Raw genomic sequence first — 18,843 nt, 5'->3', positions numbered from 1 at the left:
GTACACTGGCTTACTCCCCACCCAAAAGGCACTTTTCCCAAAATGTACTCCCCACTTCAAACGCTCACCCCGAGCCTGGCCACCCTTTCCAGTGACAGCCCTCCCCTGCCAGCCAGGCGCCATAGGCTGTGTAAACATGCACTTGATGCGGCGTGCCCTACCCTGGTCGCCAAGTACTCAAACATTTGTTTCAAATTTTTTGATGGCGCTCTCTGGGAGGGGTAATGGGTAGCTTCACTGCCAAGAAGGTCCAGGCCCTGATCAAGGACGGCAATCCGGGACGCTACAACGACGGCAACGGCCTGTACCTGATGATCCCCGGTAAGGGAGCGCCCTACTGGATGCTTCGGTATACCGTCGCTGGAAAGCGTCGTGAGATGACGCTGGATAAATTCGCGGACCTGTCCCTAGCTGAGGCGCGCGAGCAGGCTGGAGAGGCCCGGAAGGCCATCCGCAACGGCGCCGACCCCATCGAAGAGCGTAAGCGTAAAGAGCAGGTCGCCATCCACACCGTCAAGGAGCTATTCAGCGACTGGTTCCAGGACTTGGAGAAGCGCCTCAAGCACCCCAACATCCCGAAGCGGATCTTCGAAAAGGAGGTCGCGCCCTCCATCGGGCACCTCACCCTGGATAGCGTCACCCCCATGGACGTGCGGGCCATCGTCAGGAAGGTCGCCGATAGTGGCCGCCCGGCCATCGCAAACGACACCCTGATGTACCTGAAGCAGCTGTTTAACCACGCCATCAAGCTGGGTCTACTCACCTACAACCCAGCAGCGGCCTTCAACGTCAACGACGCAGGCGGCATCGAGAAAAGCCGCGACCGAGCACTGAGCCTCGATGAGATTCGCCATGTCTTCCAGGTCTTCAGGGAAAACAGCGACGGCTTCAGTCGCGACAACTACCTCGCCTGTGCGCTTCTGCTCGTCTTGGGGGTGCGCAAGACCGAATTGACCGAAGCCCAGTGGTCAGAATTCAATCTGAAGAAAGGCCAGTGGAAGCTCTCCGGAGAGCGCAGCAAAACAGGCACCCGGATTGTCATTCCCCTCCCCCCGGAAACCATCGGATGGCTGGAAGAGCTCAAGACCCGCGCCTGCGGTTCGCCCTACGTCTTTCCCAGCCGCCGCAGCAGCAAGCGGCCCCACATGGGCAAGGACACCCTGAATCGCGCCATCGCGAAGCTCTTCGGCAAGGAGCCCGGAAAGAAGCCGCAGCCAGAGAACAGAATGGGCGATATCGCCGAGTTCACCGTGCACGACCTGCGCCGTACCTTCCGTAGCCTGTTGGCTGCTGCTGGCGTGCCGGGTCATGTCGCGGAGCGTTGCCTGAATCACAAGCTCAAGGGAGTACAGGGCATCTACGACCGCCACGATTACTTCGATGAAAGGAAAGAGGCCCTGACCAAAGTGGCCGAGTTGGTGGAGCCCGCCATCAACGAAGCCCAGGAAGCACGTGAGGAGAGCTGAGCACTCACCATCGAATACCACTGGCACAACATGTAGAGCCTGATGAGTGTCTAAAATACCCGGGGCGATTAATGCAGGGTAAACTCAGGATGAACAAACTATCTATAGACCACAACTAGTGAACGAGATTTCAGAGGAAATACAACAATGCGCTGGCGGCAGCTTCAGGCTTTTCGGGAAACCATGGTAACAGGTACAGTCAGCGGTGCAGCAGAGTTGATGGGCATTTCCCAACCTGCTGTCAGCCGATTAATTGATTCATTGGAACAGACATTATCTATAACCCTCTTTGACAGACGATCTGGAAGACTGCTCCCTACAGTAGAAGCACAGCTTTTTTATAAAGAGGTGCAGAAGGCTTTTAGCAGCTATGATCAACTCTCAACAGTTGCAGAAGACATACGTCTTGGACGTATGGGAAGCCTGCACGTCGCCTGCCTTCCTGCACTCGGCCTTTCATTTATTCCCGATGTAGTCGTCGATTTTTCGAGGAAGCAGCCAGACGTGGCGATTCGCTACGACCTACAATTATCGATGCGGGTTGAAGGATGGGTAACCTCACAGCAAGTCGATCTGGGGCTAGCTGAGTTTCCGTGCGAGGGCTTCGGGTTCGATAGCGAGGACTTTTCTGTCGAACCCTATGTCATTGCCATACCTGAGGCTCATCCGTTGGCCAAGAAACGCATCATCAGGCCCGACGATCTCTCGGGTGTACCACTCGTATGTCTGGGACCAGAAGCAGTGGGAAGAAAGCTGCTCGATGCATCTTTGACAAGACACAACATAAGGCCAAGAGTGGTATGTGAAACCCTGTATGCTTCAGGACTGTGCGAACTAATTGATCGCGGACTCGGTATAGGAATGGTGGATATGTTCACTGCTCATGATTATGCAGAAAAAAGTATCGCGTTCCGAAGATTCGAACCACAGATCATGTTTCATGTAGGGCTGCTGTACCCAAAACACCAGCCCCTATCTCGTACCGCTTCCGAATTTCTACAGCTGTTACGTGCAAAAAGAGATTTAGTGATAAACGATGCACAAAAAATGCTGGACGCTGTATGAGGACAAATCCCCAGAAAGGATTTTTTCGGACCTGTACGCGAACGTACAGGTCCCGTTCCTCAACGGATCATTTCCATCTTCGAAGCGGATGAGACGTTCGTGTCAGCCCCCCGTCGACACAGATATTCTGGCCTGACACATAGCCATTCTTTGGGCTTACCAGCCAGGAAACTAATTCGGCTACCTCTTCGGGCTCACCAAGGCGCCCCACCGGAATGTGTCTGGACACCTCCTCAATCTGACGCTGACTGTACTTGGACTTGAGAGCTTCCGTAGCTGTGTATCCTGGCGCAACGGCATTGACCAGAACACCTTTGTCGGCGACCTCGGACGCCAATGATGCCGTGAAGCCGTCAATACCGAATTTCGAAGCACAATATGCGCTGTTCCCTGAATTTCCAATAACACTCCAGATGGATGAAATGTTCACAATACGTCCCCACTCATTGGCAATCATGGCAGGGAGACATGCCTGTGTTAACAGGTATGGACCAATGAGGTTTACTTCCATGATGTCTCGAAGTAAGCTTGAAGACATTTCAGCTATGGGCGCTACTAAGTTGAAACCTGCATTGTTGACAAGAATATCTGGCTTTAAATCTTCACAGGCATACCCCAGAAAATCTTCAACACTGCGTTGGACAAGGAAGTCCAATGGTTCGTAATTCACATCGGGATGAAGATCTGTTGGGCGACCCTTTGACCTCCCCGTCACGGTACACGTTATTCCGTCTTGCCGAAGGGCCTGGGTGATAGCCGCCCCAATCCCCCGCTCTCCTCCTGTGATAAGGGCCGTAAACGTTTTCACATCGGCCTCTGAATTATTCATATCCTTAATCATCCTCATTGTCGAATAGATAGCAGGCCGCCGTATGCTCGGGGCCGACAGGGTAATGATCTGGATGCAGTTTCCTGCATTCATCCATTACATGAGGACATCGATTTAGATATCGACAAGGCCTGACATCATCACTGAGGGGATTGAAAATGTCACGCGTACTTGCAATGACATGGTTGTCACGGTCTAGCGTACCCAGCAACTCTCGCGTATAGGGGTGACAGGGGTTGGCATAGACTTCTTTCGTCGGCCCCAACTCGAGCAATTTTCCGAAATACATAATGGCAATTCTGTCACATAAAAAATGCGCAACATGCAAGTCGTGGGTAACGAATATAATAGTCAGATTGTACTTGTCCCTGAGACTCTTCAAGAGATTCAGAATTTGAGCCCGAACAGAGACATCAAGTTTCGAGACGGCTTCATCAGCGAAGATGATTTTCGGCTTTGTTGCCAATGCACGGGCAATCGCCACTCGCTGCAGTTGCCCTCCAGATAACTCATGGGGAAACCTGTTACGAAACTTTTCATTCAAGCCAACATCGTTAAGAAGCTTGTCGATGGTCTCATCAATATTTTCTTTATTATCATCTTTGTGTAACTTCAGGGGGGTCTCGAGTGATTTGGCCACGGTCTGTCTCGGGTTAAGAGACGACAATGGATCCTGAAAGATCATCTGCAGTGATCCATTATTGATTGATAATGGCTTGCCTTCCTGGGTGATAGCCCCACTGGCTGTACTGTGCAGGCCAAGAGCTGCTTTACAAATTGTCGTCTTACCACTACCAGACTCCCCGGCAATACCTAGTATCTCACCTTTATCGACTGTCAGGCTTACATGATCCACCGCATTGAAGCCTGATTTCCTTCCGGACAACGTGGAAAGCAAGTTCCCACGTGCTTGGAAATGCACTACGACATCGTCAAATTCGAGTATGGTATTCATACATGGCCCTCAAAGCTCTCGGCTTTAATGCAGCGGACTTGCCCATGGTTTCCAATGTTCCTCAGCTCGATCGGCTTATCACACTCCGCACTGTGGAGGGGGCAACGCGGACCAAACCGGCATTTGTCATGAACACCGAGACCCGATGTGATATCACCGGAAATTTCCGTCAAGACGTCGACGTCGCTCTCTAGCTCCCTGGCCGTATTGATCAAGGCCCGGGTATAGGGGTGGTGAGGATTGTCGATAATGTCTGCAGTATTGCCATGCTCGACTATTTGTCCGGCATACATGACAGCAATCTCATCACTGATTTGTTCTGCGATGGTCATGTCGTGAGTAATAAAGATGAAGCTAGCATCAATTTTGTTTCTAAGCTTGTCAAAGATATCAACAATTTGTCGCTCGACAAGATTGTCTAGATTGGTCGTCGGCTCATCGGCAACGATCAGAGACGGCTTCAAGAAGAGCACCAGAGCAATCAGGCAACGTTGCAACATTCCACCGCTCAGCTGGTGAGGGTATTTTTTCAGTGCCTCTCTGGGGTTAGCAATCTCAACCTCCTTTAAGGCCGCTTCTGCGTCATCGAAGATTCTACCCCGACCATACTGCTTCAGGTTTCGCCGTTTTCCTGCATGCAAGAAGTGCCACCCGATCGTCTTCACGGGGTTGAATGAACCAACGGGATCTTGAAAGATCATGGCCATGGCCGTGCCTCGCATGGCATCAAATTCCTTTTGATTCAAGCCCAAAAGGTTCTGACCTTTGAAGCTGATTTCCTTGGCTTCTACCTCCGCATTTTCTGGGAGCAAATCCAGAATGGCCTTGCATGTTATCGTTTTACCAGAACCAGACTCGCCGATAAGGCCAAGCACTTTCCCTTGGGCCAGGCTGAACGACACATCAGAACAAATATTTATCGAACTGGAATCCAGAGCAAAGCTGATATTCAGTCCTTTCACATCGAGCATTTTCATGTTCAAGACTCCCGAGTTTTTAGCCGAGGATCAGAAAGGTCTCTCAGGCCGTCGCCTAGCAAGTTGAGTCCAAGTAGCAAGGCAGTGATGACCAGGCCCGTCAGGGTCATGACCCAAGGCGCTCGACGAAAATACTCTTGCCCATCGGCCATGATGACACCCAGTGAAGCGGTAGGCGGCTGTACCCCCAGGCCAATGAACGACAGTCCTGACTCGATCACTATGCCAAAGGCTACGGCTACGCTCGCCTGCACAAGTATCGGGGCCGAGATATTCGGGAGAATTTCAAGACACAGTATGCGCCGTGTGCTCTGCCCCATGATCATTGCTGCCTGCACAAAATGATCGTTTTTGACGACCTCGGTCGTGTTCCTTGTAATCCTGGCAAAGATCGGAAAGTAGACCAGCATGATCGCAAGGCTCACGTTCGTTACTCCAAAGCCAAGCGCTACCATGAGGAAAAGCGCCAGCACGAAAGCGGGGAAGCCAAAAAACAAGTCCACAACGCGCATGACGATCAGATCGAAGTAGCCGCCTCGGTAGCCCGCATAAAGCCCGATACTCACACCGATGATCATCGCTATTATAACGCCTGACAGACTAATCAATAGCGAGACCTGTGCACCTTCGAATACTCGTGTGGCAACATCTCTTCCTAGACTATCTGTCCCAAAAGGATGCTGAAATGACGGTTGCTTCAGAACGTTTAAAAAATCATGTGCGCTACTGCTCCAAGGGGAAATTACAGGCCAGAAAATGATGGCCAACAAAAACAGCAAAGTAATTACAGCTCCGGCAAGTGCGGAATGATTTTTTAATAAAAATTTATAGTTCATTTTAGCTGGCCCTCCTAGGGTCTAGCAGAACACAAATCATGTCAACAATAAAATTGATGACAAGGACTGTAGCTAGAAAGACGACTGCACACGCCTGGACAACAAAGTAATCTCTTGCGAAGGCGGCTTCGACCATGAGAGACCCTATACCATTAATTCCGAATATCTTTTCAATGATAACAACACCACCGAGTAAATAACGCACCTGGAGCCCGATGACCACTACGAATGGAATAATGGAGTTCCTGAAGACATGGTGTAAAAATATGAACTTGTAGGAATGACCGATGGATTTGGCCACAATCACATGGTCTCGATTAAGGTTTTCAACCAAAGAGGCTCTTAACGTTCTTGAAAACACGGCAGCCATGGGGGCTGCTATCGCCAGCGCTGGTAAAAACCCTGAATGCAAAGACCCTGAGATTGACTCGAAGGGTGATATAAAACCATAAGCTGGAAATAATCCGATATTAATGGATAGACCCAATATCAACATATAACCTAGCCAGAAATCCGGCATTGACACGCCTAGGATAGAAAAGGATGTCGTTGCGGTATCAGTCAGTTTGCCACGATTCAGTGCAGCGGCGGTTCCCAAGACGAGGGAAACAAGAGTAGCGATTACAATGGAATAGATACCGATGGTGATGGTATTGGGAAGTCGATATGCCAACAAGTCGCTTATATCTTGACCGCTGGAAATAGTTAATGACTGACCGAAATTGAAGCGAATTACGCCATTGAACCAGTCCAGATACTGAATGATAAGAGGATTATCAAGGCCATGTTTTTTATTAAACTCCACTATTGTTTCTGGAGTGGCAAAGTCACCCAGTACTGTGAGAGCAGGATCTCCAGGCGCGGCTTTCATGACCATAAAGACTAGAAAGGACCCAACCACAATAGTAGCTAAGGCACCCAGAAAACGCGATAAGAAGTATTTTAAATGTGCAGGCATAGTTTACCCATTAAGGTTTGGGCTCGATAGTAACAAGGCTGTTATCGAGCCCTTTGGTTTGTCGCCCTCTTTTAACACTCGCTTATAGAGGCAAACTGTGAGCCGAAAGCTGAATAAGGCAATTGCTTAAAACCGCGAACATCAGGAGCAAGCAAATTATGTATATTACTTTCGAAACACGGGATGACAGGGCAATCTTCCTGCATGATCGACTCTGCTTGACGGTAAAGGTTGCCACGCACGGACTGGTCAAATTCACGCCGGGCCTGTTCAAGCAGAGAATCGACCTCAGGATTCGAATATCCGCCGTAGTTTCTCGATCCCTTGGTATGCAATATCTCGTACGCATACTCATCGGGGTCGATCAGCCCAAGCCACCCCCAAATACTAGCTTGGAAATCACCGCTCTGCTTTCGTTGGTAAACCGCTCCCGATTCCGACACTTCAACCGAAATATTGGTGCCAAGCGTTTGATTGACCTGCAGAGCAAACACTTCAGCAAACCGTTTCCACCAGCCAGACCCCCATGTCAGAAGCTTAACTTCTATATCGGCAGGATATGCAGATTTTGATAGTTCCTCCCTCGCCTTTTCGGCATCCATGTTCAGGATGTCAGATGACGTATCACGGCTTGCCCAAGAGATCGAGCTTGGAATCACTCCTTTGGCGACTTTCCCTTCGCCGAAGAGCACGACATCTACCATTGCCTGGCGGCTGAAAGCCATAGAGATTGCTCGCCGGAAGTGGACGTCATCAAAGGGAGCAGTCTTCGTATTTAGGCTGATAAAGCGTGTATTGACGCCGGGCGAGCTCAGCACCTGTACCCTTGAATCGTCCTTGAGATTTTTGACATCAGAGAATGGGGCCGTACTCGTTATATCTACATTACCGCCGAGTAGAGCATTGACGCCTGCGCTCTCTTCTGAAATCAAGGGTATGTTTATCTTAGATACTTTTGGCTGATTGGCAACAAAATATTCGTTAAAACTTTCCAGTGTCACGGAAGCTCCGGCCTCCATGTTGGTGACCCGATAGGCTCCAGTTCCGACCGGTGAGGTCGAGAAGTCGCTCGGAGTTCCATTTTCGAGAAGATGTTTCGGAACGATCTGGCTTCCTGTTCTAGTATTACTCAAGTAACTCAGCATGGGCGCAAAAGGCTCACGCGTGACAATCTCGAGTTCAACCCGATTCAGCACATTTATTTCAGATACCGCTTCAAACTTGTTACGATGGGGTGAACCTTGGCTTTCATCCATTGTACGTTCGAGACTGAACTTCACGTCCTCAGCCGTGACATCATGGCCGTCATGGAATTTGACGCCGTCGCGAAGCTTGAACCTCAGTACGGTTGGACTGACAATTTCGTAGCTTTCCGCCAGATCCGGAACGATCTCCATGTTCTCATTGAACTTGACGAGACTATTGAAGACACCCCAGAGAACGTAGAACTCAGGAATGAGAGTCGCTTGCGATGGATCCAGGGTATTGATAGTAGTGAAGCCAGTAATCGCTGCTGTCAGTTCACTGCATCCTGTTTCAGCAAATGCCTTTGAGGCCCAGGCTGGTATCATTGCCAACACACCTCCGGCCGCTCCGGCCTTAAGGAGTGTCCGGCGACTCATGTTCAACTCTTGATTCTTTTTTTCTTTCATTTGTACGCTCATTGTTTTATTTCCTTTTGTAATTTAATGAAAACATGATCACTCAGATATCCGGCACATCGAATAACTTTTTAGTTTCTCTGAGAAATTTTTCTACCTCTCTTTCTCTATCGTCCTCTTCCCAGTGAAGCTCCTTCGCCATGATGCGGCTGACATGGTCGACGTCAAGCTCAGGTAAAGCATCGTAATCCCATCCAATACCTAACCTCCTGTAGATAACATCGAAAATTGTTCTGGCATCTTCATCGTTAACAGCCTTCTTGATACTTTGTTCGCTAAATTTGGAATAGAAATTGTCCGCATAATTCAAGGAAAAATCGGACACATACTCGAATGATATTTTCTGTCCGTGCGGCTCTATTTCCTGGAGTAGCTTAGTGACGACTTCCCTGCCTGTATCTCTGTGACTCATGATAGGGCCCGCTGTAAGCGCGTAGACGCCCGGCAGACCATGTCTGGAGAGGTCATGAAGGACCTTATTACGCGCCCCTTTCAGCTGGTTTTCGTCGAAGGTCAAAGGACGTACCCCTGCCCAGGTACTGATAACATCCTCATGGGTGATTTTCAGACCGGGAAAGAGTGAGGCTGTTTCCTTAAGGAGAAATCTTACGTCAGCGCTATCCGCATGCACCTCATCGAGATTGCCCTCATACAAAGTCTCCGTGGGCCCGATGTAGTGATAGTCTGACCAAGGAATGCAATAGAAGGGTTCACCTTGGCTGTTTAACTTGGTGATCCCCTGTCCTCTGCAGGATTCCGGTAACTTGACGACAATATGAGCACCTTTTGTCCCCGTTGACTTGCGTGGCATGGTGCTTTCAACGTCCGCTAGCACTCGGTCAATCCATGCACCAGCCATTACCATCACGCGGGATGCCTTGACTTGAGCCGTCTTACCTGCGTGATCCTTCAACTCAATCGTCCTTTCACACCCTGACGCGTCCTTTATCTTGGCGACCGTATAATTTAGTGTTACAGCGCCAAGGCGCTTGGCATCCATGACTGCATCTACACAGAGTCTTTCCGGCCAATTGAACTGGTATTCTGTAAACTTGGCGGCTCCAATCAGTTTATCTTTGTTAGATAGTGACGCGATGAGGGGATTTTCTAGAGCTTCGCTTTTCCCAATTCTTTGATAGTCAAGCGGGACGTCGTTAGGGGTAAAGCGCGACAACAAGGAGAAGCCGATATCAATCTGCCATGGCTTGAAGTCATCGTCAGAGTAGATCGGCAGGATGAAATTGATTTTGTTGACGCGCTGCGGGACCGATTTGACGATCTCGTACCTTGCCTTCATGGCTTGCTTTGACATCTTTAAAGCATTTAACAGCCTGGTCGGATTCATCATGAAGGTTCTTACTGGCTTCGGCGCCTCAAAATACCTGAGACCACAGTGAAGAAGCCTACTGGAACGACTGGTGGCGCCAGATGCAAAATCATCTTTTTCCACCAGCAGCACGGAGTAACCCTCGGCAGCGACTTCGCGGGCGGTACTAGCTCCAATAATCCCCCCGCCGATGATTACAACATCAAATTTTTTTCCGTTAACATTTTTCATTAGTTTTTTATTCATTTATAAGTTTGTAGAACAAAGCTTGGACATAGACAGATATAATATCAAATGCTTTTTTGTTTTCCTGGAATGTCGCCATGTTATACCTTCAGACACTAATTGACTCACTCGTTGACTCTAAAAACACTAATCACGCTAATGAATGACTGAACAATTCGTTCATGGGCGTCTGCAGCGATCAAAAACCCCCAACTGTTGGGTGCCCGAATGATCATAGCACCCATAGAAATTATCCCCTGCTAGCAGCCAGGAAGCTTCTTTAGCAACTCATCCGGTAGCAGATTCGTGGACTTTAGCTACATAAATATGCGAAGACGACACCGAAGACACGTGCCGAGATCAAGTCAGCGCACTTCAGCATCATTGATAGCGAGCTGCCCCGCCAGAACAGTGTCTCCACCTCGACCATTGACCGCTGGCGGCCGGGGGGAGATGCCGGGAACCCCGACAGGCGCGTTACTGCGGCGGGCCGGGCGTCGCCTTGGCGCCCAGCCGCTGGGGCGAATGGAAGCTCAGACGGTCTCGCTGGACGTCGAGAGGGTCGCCATATGCTGCATGAGCAGGCGCTCGAAGGCGTGGGAAAGCCGCGAGCGTGGACGGTGCTGGGCGGTGATCACCGAGACCGGGAAGGGGATCGAGGGCGAGAGCCTCTTGATCCGACGGGGATCGACATGATGCTGCTTCGCGGTGTGCTCGTCGACGATGGCGATGCCCACGCCCTCCTGGCACATGACCAGGGCCGGCGAGAAGAGGTGCGACTCCGCAACGATGTGGCACTCCGCCCCCACCAGGTTGAAGTTCTGCAACAGGCGCTGGGTGGTCGGATGCGACCTGTCCAGCGTGACCAGCGGCACCCCGTTCAGCTGCTCGGGCGTCAGGGTGTTCGCCTCCATCAGGTCGCTCCCCTCCGGCAGCACGGCGATCAGCTCGACTTGGAAGGGCGAGATCCTCAGCGACGGCGTCGGAGAGGGGGTCTCCACCACCCCGATATCGAAATGGCCGGCGATGACGGTATCGACCACCTTGGTCGAGGGATGGGTCTGCAACGAGACCTTGAGGCCGGGATGGGCTCTCATGAAGTCCGCGACGACGTAGGGCAGTACGCCCGTCGACACCCAGCCCAGCGCCCCGACCGTGAGCGTGCCGTGCTCCAGCCTGACGAGCTGCTCGGCCCGGGTCTCCAGGTTCTTCAGGACGTCCAGCGCATGCGTCGCCTCGATCAGAAGGGCGGACCCCTCGGGCGTGATCTCCAGCTGCCCCTGCATGCGCTTGAACAGAACGAAGCCGACGGCCTCCTCCAGCCGTCCCAGCATGTTGCTTGCGGCGGGCTGCGAGATGCCCAGCTGCCTGGCCGCGGCACTGATGCTGCCCGTGAGGGCGATCGACTGGAAGAGGGAGAGCTGCCGCGGGTTCAGCATGTCAGGAGGACCGAGGGGGTAGCTGGGGCGTGAAATGGGGTGGAGCCATTAAAGCCAGAATCCCCCCTCGGCGACAACCGCACGGGCGGTCATCCGGCTTTCCTCCGGAGCGCCCTCAATCCTTGTAGCCCGGATCCAGCGCCTCGAGGGTACGCAGGTGCCCCGCCCACTCGAGCCCGAGGTCGCCATCCTCGTGGTTGGCGGCATCGTACTGGCGGGCCACGTGACGGGCGACCTCCTCCGACACCAGCCGCAGCGGCTGGCCGGTCGACTGCGCCGCCACCTGCAGCTCGCAGGCGCGCTCGAGATAGAACATGTTGTTGAACATCTCGGCGGCCGAGGCCCCGGTAGTCAGCAGGCCGTGGTTGCGCAGCAGCAGCACCGGGTTGTCGCCGAGGCTCGCAACGATGCGCTCGCGCTCCTCCAAGTTAAGGGCGATGCCCTCGTAGTCGTGGTAGGACACCCGGTCGTGGAACTGCAGCGAGATCTGGTTGAGCCGGGTCTCGAGCCCCGCCTCCATCGAGCACACCGTGATCCCGGCGCGGGTGTGGGTGTGCATCACCCAGGCGGCGCCGTGGCTCGCCCGATGGATCGCCGAGTGGATGGTGAAGCCGGCCGGGTTCACCCTTTCCGGGCTGTCATCCACCTTGTTGCCGTCGACGTCGATCTTCACCAGCGAGGACGCGGTGATCTCCTCCCACCGCCAGCCATAGGGGTTGATCAGGAAACGCCCCTCCTCCCCGGGGACCCGCGCGGTGATGTGGGTGTAGATCAGGTCCGTCATGCGGTAGTACGCCGCCAGGCGGTAGCAGGCCGCCAGGGCAATGCGGGTCTCTTTCTCGGCGTCGCTTATCGGGGTGCGACGGGGCTGGTGCAGGCTCATGGGACGCTCCTTTAAATAGGTATATAGAGGCAGGTGGGTCGTCGTGGCGCGTGAACGGGCGGCGCTTCAGTAACCGCGGGCCCGGTCGACACCCGTGGCGAGCGGCTGACCGTCACGCAGGGCACGGGCGGTATCGATCACCTGCCCCGCCACCACCTCCGTCAGGGTGTCGCTGGCGATGTGCGGCGTGATACGCAGCCGGTCATCCTGCCAGAAGGGATGGTCGGAGTGCAGCGGCTCGTCGCGGAACACGTCCAGGCTTGCCCCGGCCAGGCGGCCACGCTCAAGGGCCTCGATCAGGTCCTCCTCGACCAGATGCTCGCCGCGGCCGATCTGCACCAGCCAGGCCCCCGGGGCGAGGGTCGCGAAGAGCGTCCGGTCGAGCACGTCTTCGGTCGAGGCCGTCAGCGGCAGCACGTTGATCAGGTAGTCGGCGCCCTTCGCCGCAGCCAGCGCGGCGCCCTCGCCCGTCAAGTAGGTCACGCCCTCAACCGGCGCCTCTGGCACGCCGCGGCAGGCTACGCGCACGGAAAACCCGAGCGCGGCCATGGCCTGCACCACGGCACGGCCCATGGTGCCATGCCCCAGCACCGCCACCGTGGCAGAGGCCGGCGCGCGCATGGGCAGCGGCGCCCAGCGCGCCGAGGCGGCGTTGCGCTCCAGGGTGGCGAACTCCCGCTCCCGATGGAGCACCTCGTGCGCGGCAAAGCCGGCCATCAGGTCGGCCTGGTGCGGGTCACGCACCCGGGCGATCTTCACCGATTCATCCAGGCCGGGATGCGCCAGCAGGGCGTCAACGCCGGCGCCGGTCGACATGGCGAGCGCCAGGTTGGGATAGGGCTCGAAGGCCCGCTCGTCGGGCAGCCAGCAGATCGCGAATCGCACATCCTCGGGGTGGTCGATCTCGTGCGGATAACGCAGGACAACGTCGTCGGCCCTCTCGCGCAGCGCGTCGCCATAGAGGGCCTCGAGGTCGAGCGAATCACTCAGGTAGACGCCGAGGATCGGGGTCGCGTGACTCATGGAGCCTCCTTCCGTTGTTATTCGAGGAGCTAAAGGTGCCGGTGGGGCGAGAAGGGATTCATGGCAGCCACGCCGGATTCCACCTCGTCGGCGAGGGCCCGGGCGGTGACGGCGGCGAGGGTCAGGCCCAGGTGGCCATGCCCCGTATTGACCCAGAGCCCCGGATGGCGGCGAAGCCCCCCGACATAGGGCACGCCGTCCGGGGTGGTGGAGCGTGATCCCACCCAAGGCGTCCGGATTCCTGCTCCGAAGTGATGCCGGGAGATGCGGTCGAGCTGCGCGATGCGCTGCCGGTTCGCCGAGGCATCCTGGCGCGCAAACTCCGAGAGACCGGCGATGCGCACGCCGTTCTGCATGGGCGTGGCAAAGACGCCGTGGTTGGCGAGCCCCACCGGCCGCACCATCTCCAGCGGCGCATCGACGATGGCGTGGTAGCCGCGCTCGGAGGCGATGGGCAGGTCGACGCCGAGGCCCTTGAGCAGCTGCTTCGTGGCGGTGCCGGTCGCCAGCACCACCTGCCTTGCCGAAAGCTCGCCGTCTTTCAGCGTGAGAGTGTGTCCCCCGTCGACGGGGCGAATCGCCTCGAGGCTGGCCTCTTCGAACTGGCCGCCGATGGCCAAGTAGTGCTCAAAGAGATGCCGACTGAGGGCATAGGGATCGACGGCAAAGCGGGCGTCGGGATAGAAGACCCCGCCACTGTGCGAGTTCCTGAGCCCCCCGACCTTTTCCCTGACCTCGTCGCCGTCGAGGGTCTCATAGGGAATGTCGAAGGCCTTCTTGTACTGCACCTCGATGTCCAGGAACTCCTGGAACGACGCCAGCTTCTCGAAGGCCACGACGACCCCCGAGGACTTCACCAGCGACGTGCTGCCAGAGGCCTCGAGCACCATTTCCCAGCAGCGCCAGGCATCCTTCATCAGCGAGCCCATCGAATGGCCGCTGGCCTCCCACTCCCGCTGCCGCGTGGCGCGGAGGAAGTACCGGCCGAACTTCGAGAGCCGGAGCGCATAGCTCGACTGGATGGACACCGGGCTGTCCCGGTCGAGCACCATCGGCACCAGGCTCTTCCTGAGGCTCGGGGTGATCAAGGGCATGACGGCATAGTTGGCGATGATGCCGGCATTGCCGAAGGACGTGCCGGCGCCCGGCACGCCGGTGTCCATCAGGCAGGTGTCGTGGCCCTTCCTAGCGAGGGCGATCGCGGTGTTGAGCCCCACGACGCCCGCCCCTACCACAATGATTGAGTGATCCATGACTCATGCATCCTGAAAGAGCGACGGGGGAGCATGGCTCCCCCGTCGCTCCTGATCATTTCATGTTCTTGGCGTCGTCTGCGTAGAACTTCAGGCTGACGATGCCGACGTAGAGTGACGTGGCGATGCACAGGGCACTCACGCCATAGATGGCGGCGGAAAAGAGAATCATGACTTGCCCTCCAGGACGGTGTGGATGCTCTGGGTCTGCTTGTCGGTCATCGCCACCAGGACGAAGACCGCGAGGTTGGTGAACACGCCAGCGAGCAGCGGGGTGAGCCCGGTCAGCTCCTGGAGCGGGAAGGGCCCCCAGTTCCACAGTGCGGTGGTGGCACCGCCCAGAACGATGGCGGACAGCGCGGCACGCTTGCTCATCACGTCGAACAGCACGGCACCGACCAGCGGGATGATCATGGTGGGCGCCCAGAGGGCGTAGCTCATCAGCAGCGCATCGACGATGGAGGTGGCCGTCAGGGCGAACAGCGTGGCCGCTACGCCCACCAGCAAGCTGACCCAGCGCTCGATCTTCAGGTGCTGCTTCGAGGTCGCCTCACGGTTGATGTGCTTGGAGTAGATGTCGCGGACGAAGACCACGGCCGTCGAGTTCAGGTAGGAGTCGGCGGTCGACATGACCACGGCCAGCAGCGCCGCCAGCACGAGCCCCGTGATCCCCACTGGCAGGATGTTCTTGACCAGTGTGGGCAGGGCCTGGTCCGGGGAGATGTCCGGGAACATGACCACGGCCAGGACCCCCAGGGTCGCCGTGACGGTGAAGAACATCAGGCCGAACACCCCGGCCAGCATATAGCCCTTCTGGGCATGCTTGGGGTTCGGCGCGCAGAAGGCCCGCTGGGCATAGGGCTGCACCAGCGCCTCGCCGAGCATGAAGGCGATGAAGATGGTGACGAAGGTGGTGATCTCGTAGCTGCCCATGACACTGAAGTGGCCGTCCGGCAGGGCCGCGGCGAGCTCCGCCGGGCCGCCGACCTGCTGCAGGCCGATGATCAGCGTGACGGGCAGGAAGACGCCCAGCAGCAGGAACTGCACCACGTCCGTCTGGATGACCGCCCACATGCCGCCGGCCACCGAGTAGACCATGACGATGACCATACCGAGCAGGATGCCGGTGGTGATGCTGGTGCCGAGGATAGCCTGGAAGATGGTGCCGATGGCCAGCGCCTGGGCACCCAGGATGCCCACGCAGAACACCAGCGACAGCACCGCGCTGATCAGGCGGGCCCCTCCGCCGTAGTGCGCCTGCATGATGTCGCCCAGGGTCTGGGCGCCGGGATAGCGCTTCAGCCGCGGCGCGATCAGCCAACCCGACAGGAAGGTCTGGATGGCGAAGCCGGAGGCTGCGAAGAGGAAGACGTAGCCGTCACTGAAGGTCTGACCGGCACGACCCAGGCTGGAGCCGCCGCCCAGGAAGGAGGCAGAAAGCGTAGCGAAGAGGACGGGCCAGATGATCTTGTTGCCCGCGACAGCGAAATCCTCGCTGTTTTTTACCCTGACAGCGCTGTACACCCCGATGCCGATCATCAGCAGGAAGTACAGGACTATCATCACCCAGTCGATATTGCTCATACGATATCCATTTGTTGTGTATTGGTGCCTGGGCATTCTGGCGATACCGCCCATAGCTGAAAAGCTCATACCAGCTATGCACCCATAGCCCGACGTTATGCGGCAAAGGTCGCAACCACGCCGATTCGTCGTGTTTTTACCCCACAAAATCATGGAGATGGCAATAGAGCGAAGGCCCCTTGCCGGGCCGCCCAATGGTCGGCTGTCAAGCCGCTGAATGATCGCTAAACTCGGGATCCTCCCCGGCTCGACACCGGGGCGTCGCTCGTACCTCCAAAGAGGGCGATGCCCCAAGGTTACCGGGGAAGCACCGGCTCAACAGGCGAGTGGCATTGTCATGCCCATCCGGGTGATCGATGAAGCCTAGCCGCGCCAGGTCATCCCAGCCCTGCACCCTTTCGCTGGCCGGTACCACCAGCTCCAGCTCTTCTCGTACGAACAGCGACACCGCCAGCCGGGGATCCTCCGGACGCGGGGTGGCAAGCTCGAGTTCCGCGCGGTTGTCGAGAACGGCATCGATGACCTCGGTGGTCGGGCCGAACCAATGGCGAATGGAGAGCGCGGGAGACTCAAGTTGAAGTGCCAGCAGGTGGGGTAGATTGCCAGGCCGATGCTGCCCGGCGTCATGATGCTAAGCTCCTCCTCACCCCATCGTCACCGGCCAGGCGCTGATCAGCGACCTGCAGTTCACGCTGGTAATCGAACAGGGCATCACCCACTGACGGCAAGCAGCGCATGCCAGTCCGCGAGTACTTCCCCAGCGAGAAGCCGTTCCGCATCCCCTAAATGGAAGACCCCTTCGGCAATATCCTTAAGATCTACAGCCACAGCTACTAGCTGACCTATTCCGACGGCGCCTACGCCTCCTGAGGCGGCCCGCTGCCCTCAGGTGATGTCGACATGACCCGTGCCCGCTCAATGGAGCGGGCATTATCATGTGCCTATGGAAGTGCCCGGGAGCGTCGACTCCCGGGTCTTCAGATGCCGGGGGACCCAGGGCGATGCCATTGTCAGCTGCCTCGCCCAAGTGGTCACAGTCAATTCCGTCGGCTGCTGAGCGTCAAGAATCGCCGGGCCGAATAGGGGCGCAGATCGATGTCGGTCGGCTCGCCCGCTACAAGCTGTGCTACCAGCTGCCCGGTGATGGCCCCCATGGTGATGCCGACCTGCCCATGCCCAAAGGCGTAGACCACATTTTGGCAGCGTGATGCCCGGTCGATCACCGGAAGGGTATCCGGCAAGAAGGGGCGATATCCCATCCACTCCTTCCCTTCCACGGACGCGATTCCGGGAAAGAGGCGCCTGGCCTGCTGGGCGATGGTCCTGGCGCGACGGAAGTCGGGCGAGTGATCCAGCCCGCCCATCTCGATGGTGCCGCCGATGCGCAGACCGCCCTCCATGGGCGTGACCACGAAGCCGCCGGCGGAATAGGTGATGGGATGCCGGAGCCGGACGCCGGAATCGCCGACGGTAGTGGAATAGCCCGCCAGCGCCTCGAGGGGCACGGCATCGCCCAGCCCGGCGGCCAGCGTCCGGGACCAGGCACCGGCGGCGACGACGACATGATCGGCGGTCATGTCCTCCTGCCCCTCCACCCGCAGGGAGGTGGCGACGCCGTTGTCGTGGTCGATCCCCTCGACCCTGCCGGCAACGAACCGTCCCCCCTGCTCCAGGAAGAGGCCATGCAGCGACCTCACCAGTCGCGCGGGATCCGCGAAGTAGACCCAGCCCTTGAGGCGCACCGCACAAGCAAAGTCATCGGCCAGGTCCGGCTCTAGGGTGCGCAGCTCGTCATGCGACACGTAGTCGTGCTCGAACCCCAGCTCGCGACGCATCTCCAGATCGGCGCGATCCTGGTGGAAGTCCGCTTCTGTTTCATACACCACCAGGGTTTCCTGAGGCTTAATGATATCGCGGATGCCGGCGGCCTCGAGCCAGGGCTCATAGGCTCCCAGGGCCCGCTCGGTCAAGGCCGCCAACCCGAGGCTGCTGGCCTTCACGCGCGAGGGTCGGGCGGCCATGAGAAAGCGCGTCATCCAGGGGAGCAGCGTCGGCAGGTAGCTAGGACGAATGCTCAACGGGCCCTTGGCGTCCAGCAACCAGCCCGGAACCTTCTTGAAGGTGCCCGGCTTGGCGAAGGGCACCACGGCGCCCACCGCCATCAGTCCGCAGTTGCCGGCCGAAGCACCCGCCGCCGGGTCGCGCGCGTCCAGAAGCGTGACGCGATAGCCGCGCTTCTGCAGTTCCAGGGCGCTGCACACACCAATGATGCCGGCACCGATCACGGCCACGCGCTGCTGGGTTTCCGGTGCCACTGGGATTGCTGGTTCCACTCTGTTTACGCCCTCGACACGGTGATGAA

The 18,843-nt window shown here is 56.7% G+C and carries 16 protein-coding genes and 1 pseudogene; 3 read left to right on the top strand and 14 right to left on the bottom strand.

The window, feature by feature from the left end; translation table 11 throughout:
* Nucleotides 1-224: 224 nt before the first annotated feature.
* Nucleotides 225-1,466 carry a tyrosine-type recombinase/integrase gene (locus tag M8009_RS14650; protein ID WP_250062478.1) on the top strand — a complete coding sequence of 414 codons (1,242 nt, stop codon included), beginning with the start codon at nt 225-227 and terminating at the stop codon, nt 1,464-1,466.
* Nucleotides 1,467-1,613: 147 nt separating this feature from the next.
* Entirely contained in the window at nt 1,614-2,531 is a 918-nt protein-coding gene (locus M8009_RS14645; protein ID WP_250062476.1) for a LysR substrate-binding domain-containing protein, read from the top strand.
* A gap of 67 nt (nt 2,532-2,598) precedes the next feature.
* On the opposite strand, the gene M8009_RS14640 is transcribed toward M8009_RS14645, so the two are convergent.
* The 13 genes from M8009_RS14640 to M8009_RS14575 form a co-directional block, all read right to left on the bottom strand.
* Nucleotides 2,599-3,360 carry an SDR family NAD(P)-dependent oxidoreductase gene (locus M8009_RS14640; RefSeq protein ID WP_250062474.1) on the bottom strand — a complete coding sequence of 254 codons (762 nt, stop codon included), beginning with the start codon at nt 3,358-3,360 and terminating at the stop codon, nt 2,599-2,601.
* 4 nt (nt 3,361-3,364) lie between these two features.
* A complete protein-coding gene (locus M8009_RS14635) occupies nt 3,365-4,315 on the bottom strand; it encodes an ABC transporter ATP-binding protein (RefSeq protein WP_250062472.1) in 951 nt (316 codons plus the stop codon).
* Nucleotides 4,312-5,292, bottom strand: coding sequence for an ABC transporter ATP-binding protein (locus M8009_RS14630; RefSeq protein WP_250062470.1), 981 nt, complete (start codon nt 5,290-5,292; stop codon nt 4,312-4,314). Before M8009_RS14630 ends, M8009_RS14635 begins: the two co-directional genes overlap by 4 nt.
* A 2-nt stretch (nt 5,293-5,294) precedes the next feature.
* On the bottom strand, nt 5,295-6,128 hold the full coding sequence (locus M8009_RS14625; protein WP_250062468.1) for an ABC transporter permease: 834 nt from the start codon (nt 6,126-6,128) through the stop codon (nt 5,295-5,297).
* A 1-nt stretch (nt 6,129) separates the two neighbouring features.
* A complete protein-coding gene (locus M8009_RS14620) occupies nt 6,130-7,086 on the bottom strand; it encodes an ABC transporter permease (RefSeq protein ID WP_250062466.1) in 957 nt (318 codons plus the stop codon).
* 71 nt (nt 7,087-7,157) lie between these two features.
* Nucleotides 7,158-8,750, bottom strand: coding sequence for an ABC transporter substrate-binding protein (locus M8009_RS14615; protein ID WP_250062464.1), 1,593 nt, complete (start codon nt 8,748-8,750; stop codon nt 7,158-7,160).
* A 40-nt stretch (nt 8,751-8,790) separates the two neighbouring features.
* Nucleotides 8,791-10,320 (bottom strand): FAD-dependent oxidoreductase, encoded by a 1,530-nt coding sequence (locus M8009_RS14610; RefSeq protein WP_250062462.1) that lies wholly within the window; start codon nt 10,318-10,320, stop codon nt 8,791-8,793.
* Between the two features lie 512 nt (nt 10,321-10,832).
* Nucleotides 10,833-11,738 carry a LysR family transcriptional regulator gene (locus M8009_RS14600; RefSeq protein ID WP_250062460.1) on the bottom strand — a complete coding sequence of 302 codons (906 nt, stop codon included), beginning with the start codon at nt 11,736-11,738 and terminating at the stop codon, nt 10,833-10,835.
* 115 nt (nt 11,739-11,853) lie between these two features.
* Nucleotides 11,854-12,621: a class II aldolase/adducin family protein gene (locus tag M8009_RS14595; protein ID WP_250062458.1), complete on the bottom strand. Its 768-nt coding sequence runs from the start codon at nt 12,619-12,621 to the stop codon at nt 11,854-11,856.
* A 66-nt stretch (nt 12,622-12,687) separates the two neighbouring features.
* Entirely contained in the window at nt 12,688-13,644 is a 957-nt protein-coding gene (locus M8009_RS14590) for an NAD(P)-dependent oxidoreductase (protein ID WP_250062456.1), read from the bottom strand.
* 29 nt (nt 13,645-13,673) lie between these two features.
* Entirely contained in the window at nt 13,674-14,897 is a 1,224-nt protein-coding gene (locus M8009_RS14585) for an NAD(P)/FAD-dependent oxidoreductase (protein ID WP_250062454.1), read from the bottom strand.
* A gap of 168 nt (nt 14,898-15,065) precedes the next feature.
* On the bottom strand, nt 15,066-16,481 hold the full coding sequence (locus M8009_RS14580; RefSeq protein WP_250062452.1) for a sodium:solute symporter family protein: 1,416 nt from the start codon (nt 16,479-16,481) through the stop codon (nt 15,066-15,068).
* Between the two features lie 205 nt (nt 16,482-16,686).
* Nucleotides 16,687-17,034, bottom strand: a complete 348-nt coding sequence (locus M8009_RS14575) for a type 2 periplasmic-binding domain-containing protein (protein WP_250062648.1) — start codon at nt 17,032-17,034, stop codon at nt 16,687-16,689.
* A 170-nt stretch (nt 17,035-17,204) separates the two neighbouring features.
* Here M8009_RS14575 and M8009_RS14570 point away from each other — a divergent pair.
* Nucleotides 17,205-17,318: pseudogene (locus tag M8009_RS14570) on the top strand (glyoxalase); the annotation flags it as partial.
* A gap of 200 nt (nt 17,319-17,518) precedes the next feature.
* On the opposite strand, the gene M8009_RS14565 reads toward M8009_RS14570, so the two are convergent.
* Nucleotides 17,519-18,796, bottom strand: coding sequence for an NAD(P)/FAD-dependent oxidoreductase (locus M8009_RS14565; protein WP_250062450.1), 1,278 nt, complete (start codon nt 18,794-18,796; stop codon nt 17,519-17,521).
* Nucleotides 18,797-18,843: the final 47 nt, after the last annotated feature.

The organism is Halomonas gemina, assembly GCF_023554995.1.
In the GTDB taxonomy this organism is placed as follows: Bacteria; Pseudomonadota; Gammaproteobacteria; order Pseudomonadales; family Halomonadaceae; genus Halomonas; species Halomonas gemina.
This window is presented reverse-complemented; position numbering and strand designations above follow the sequence as displayed.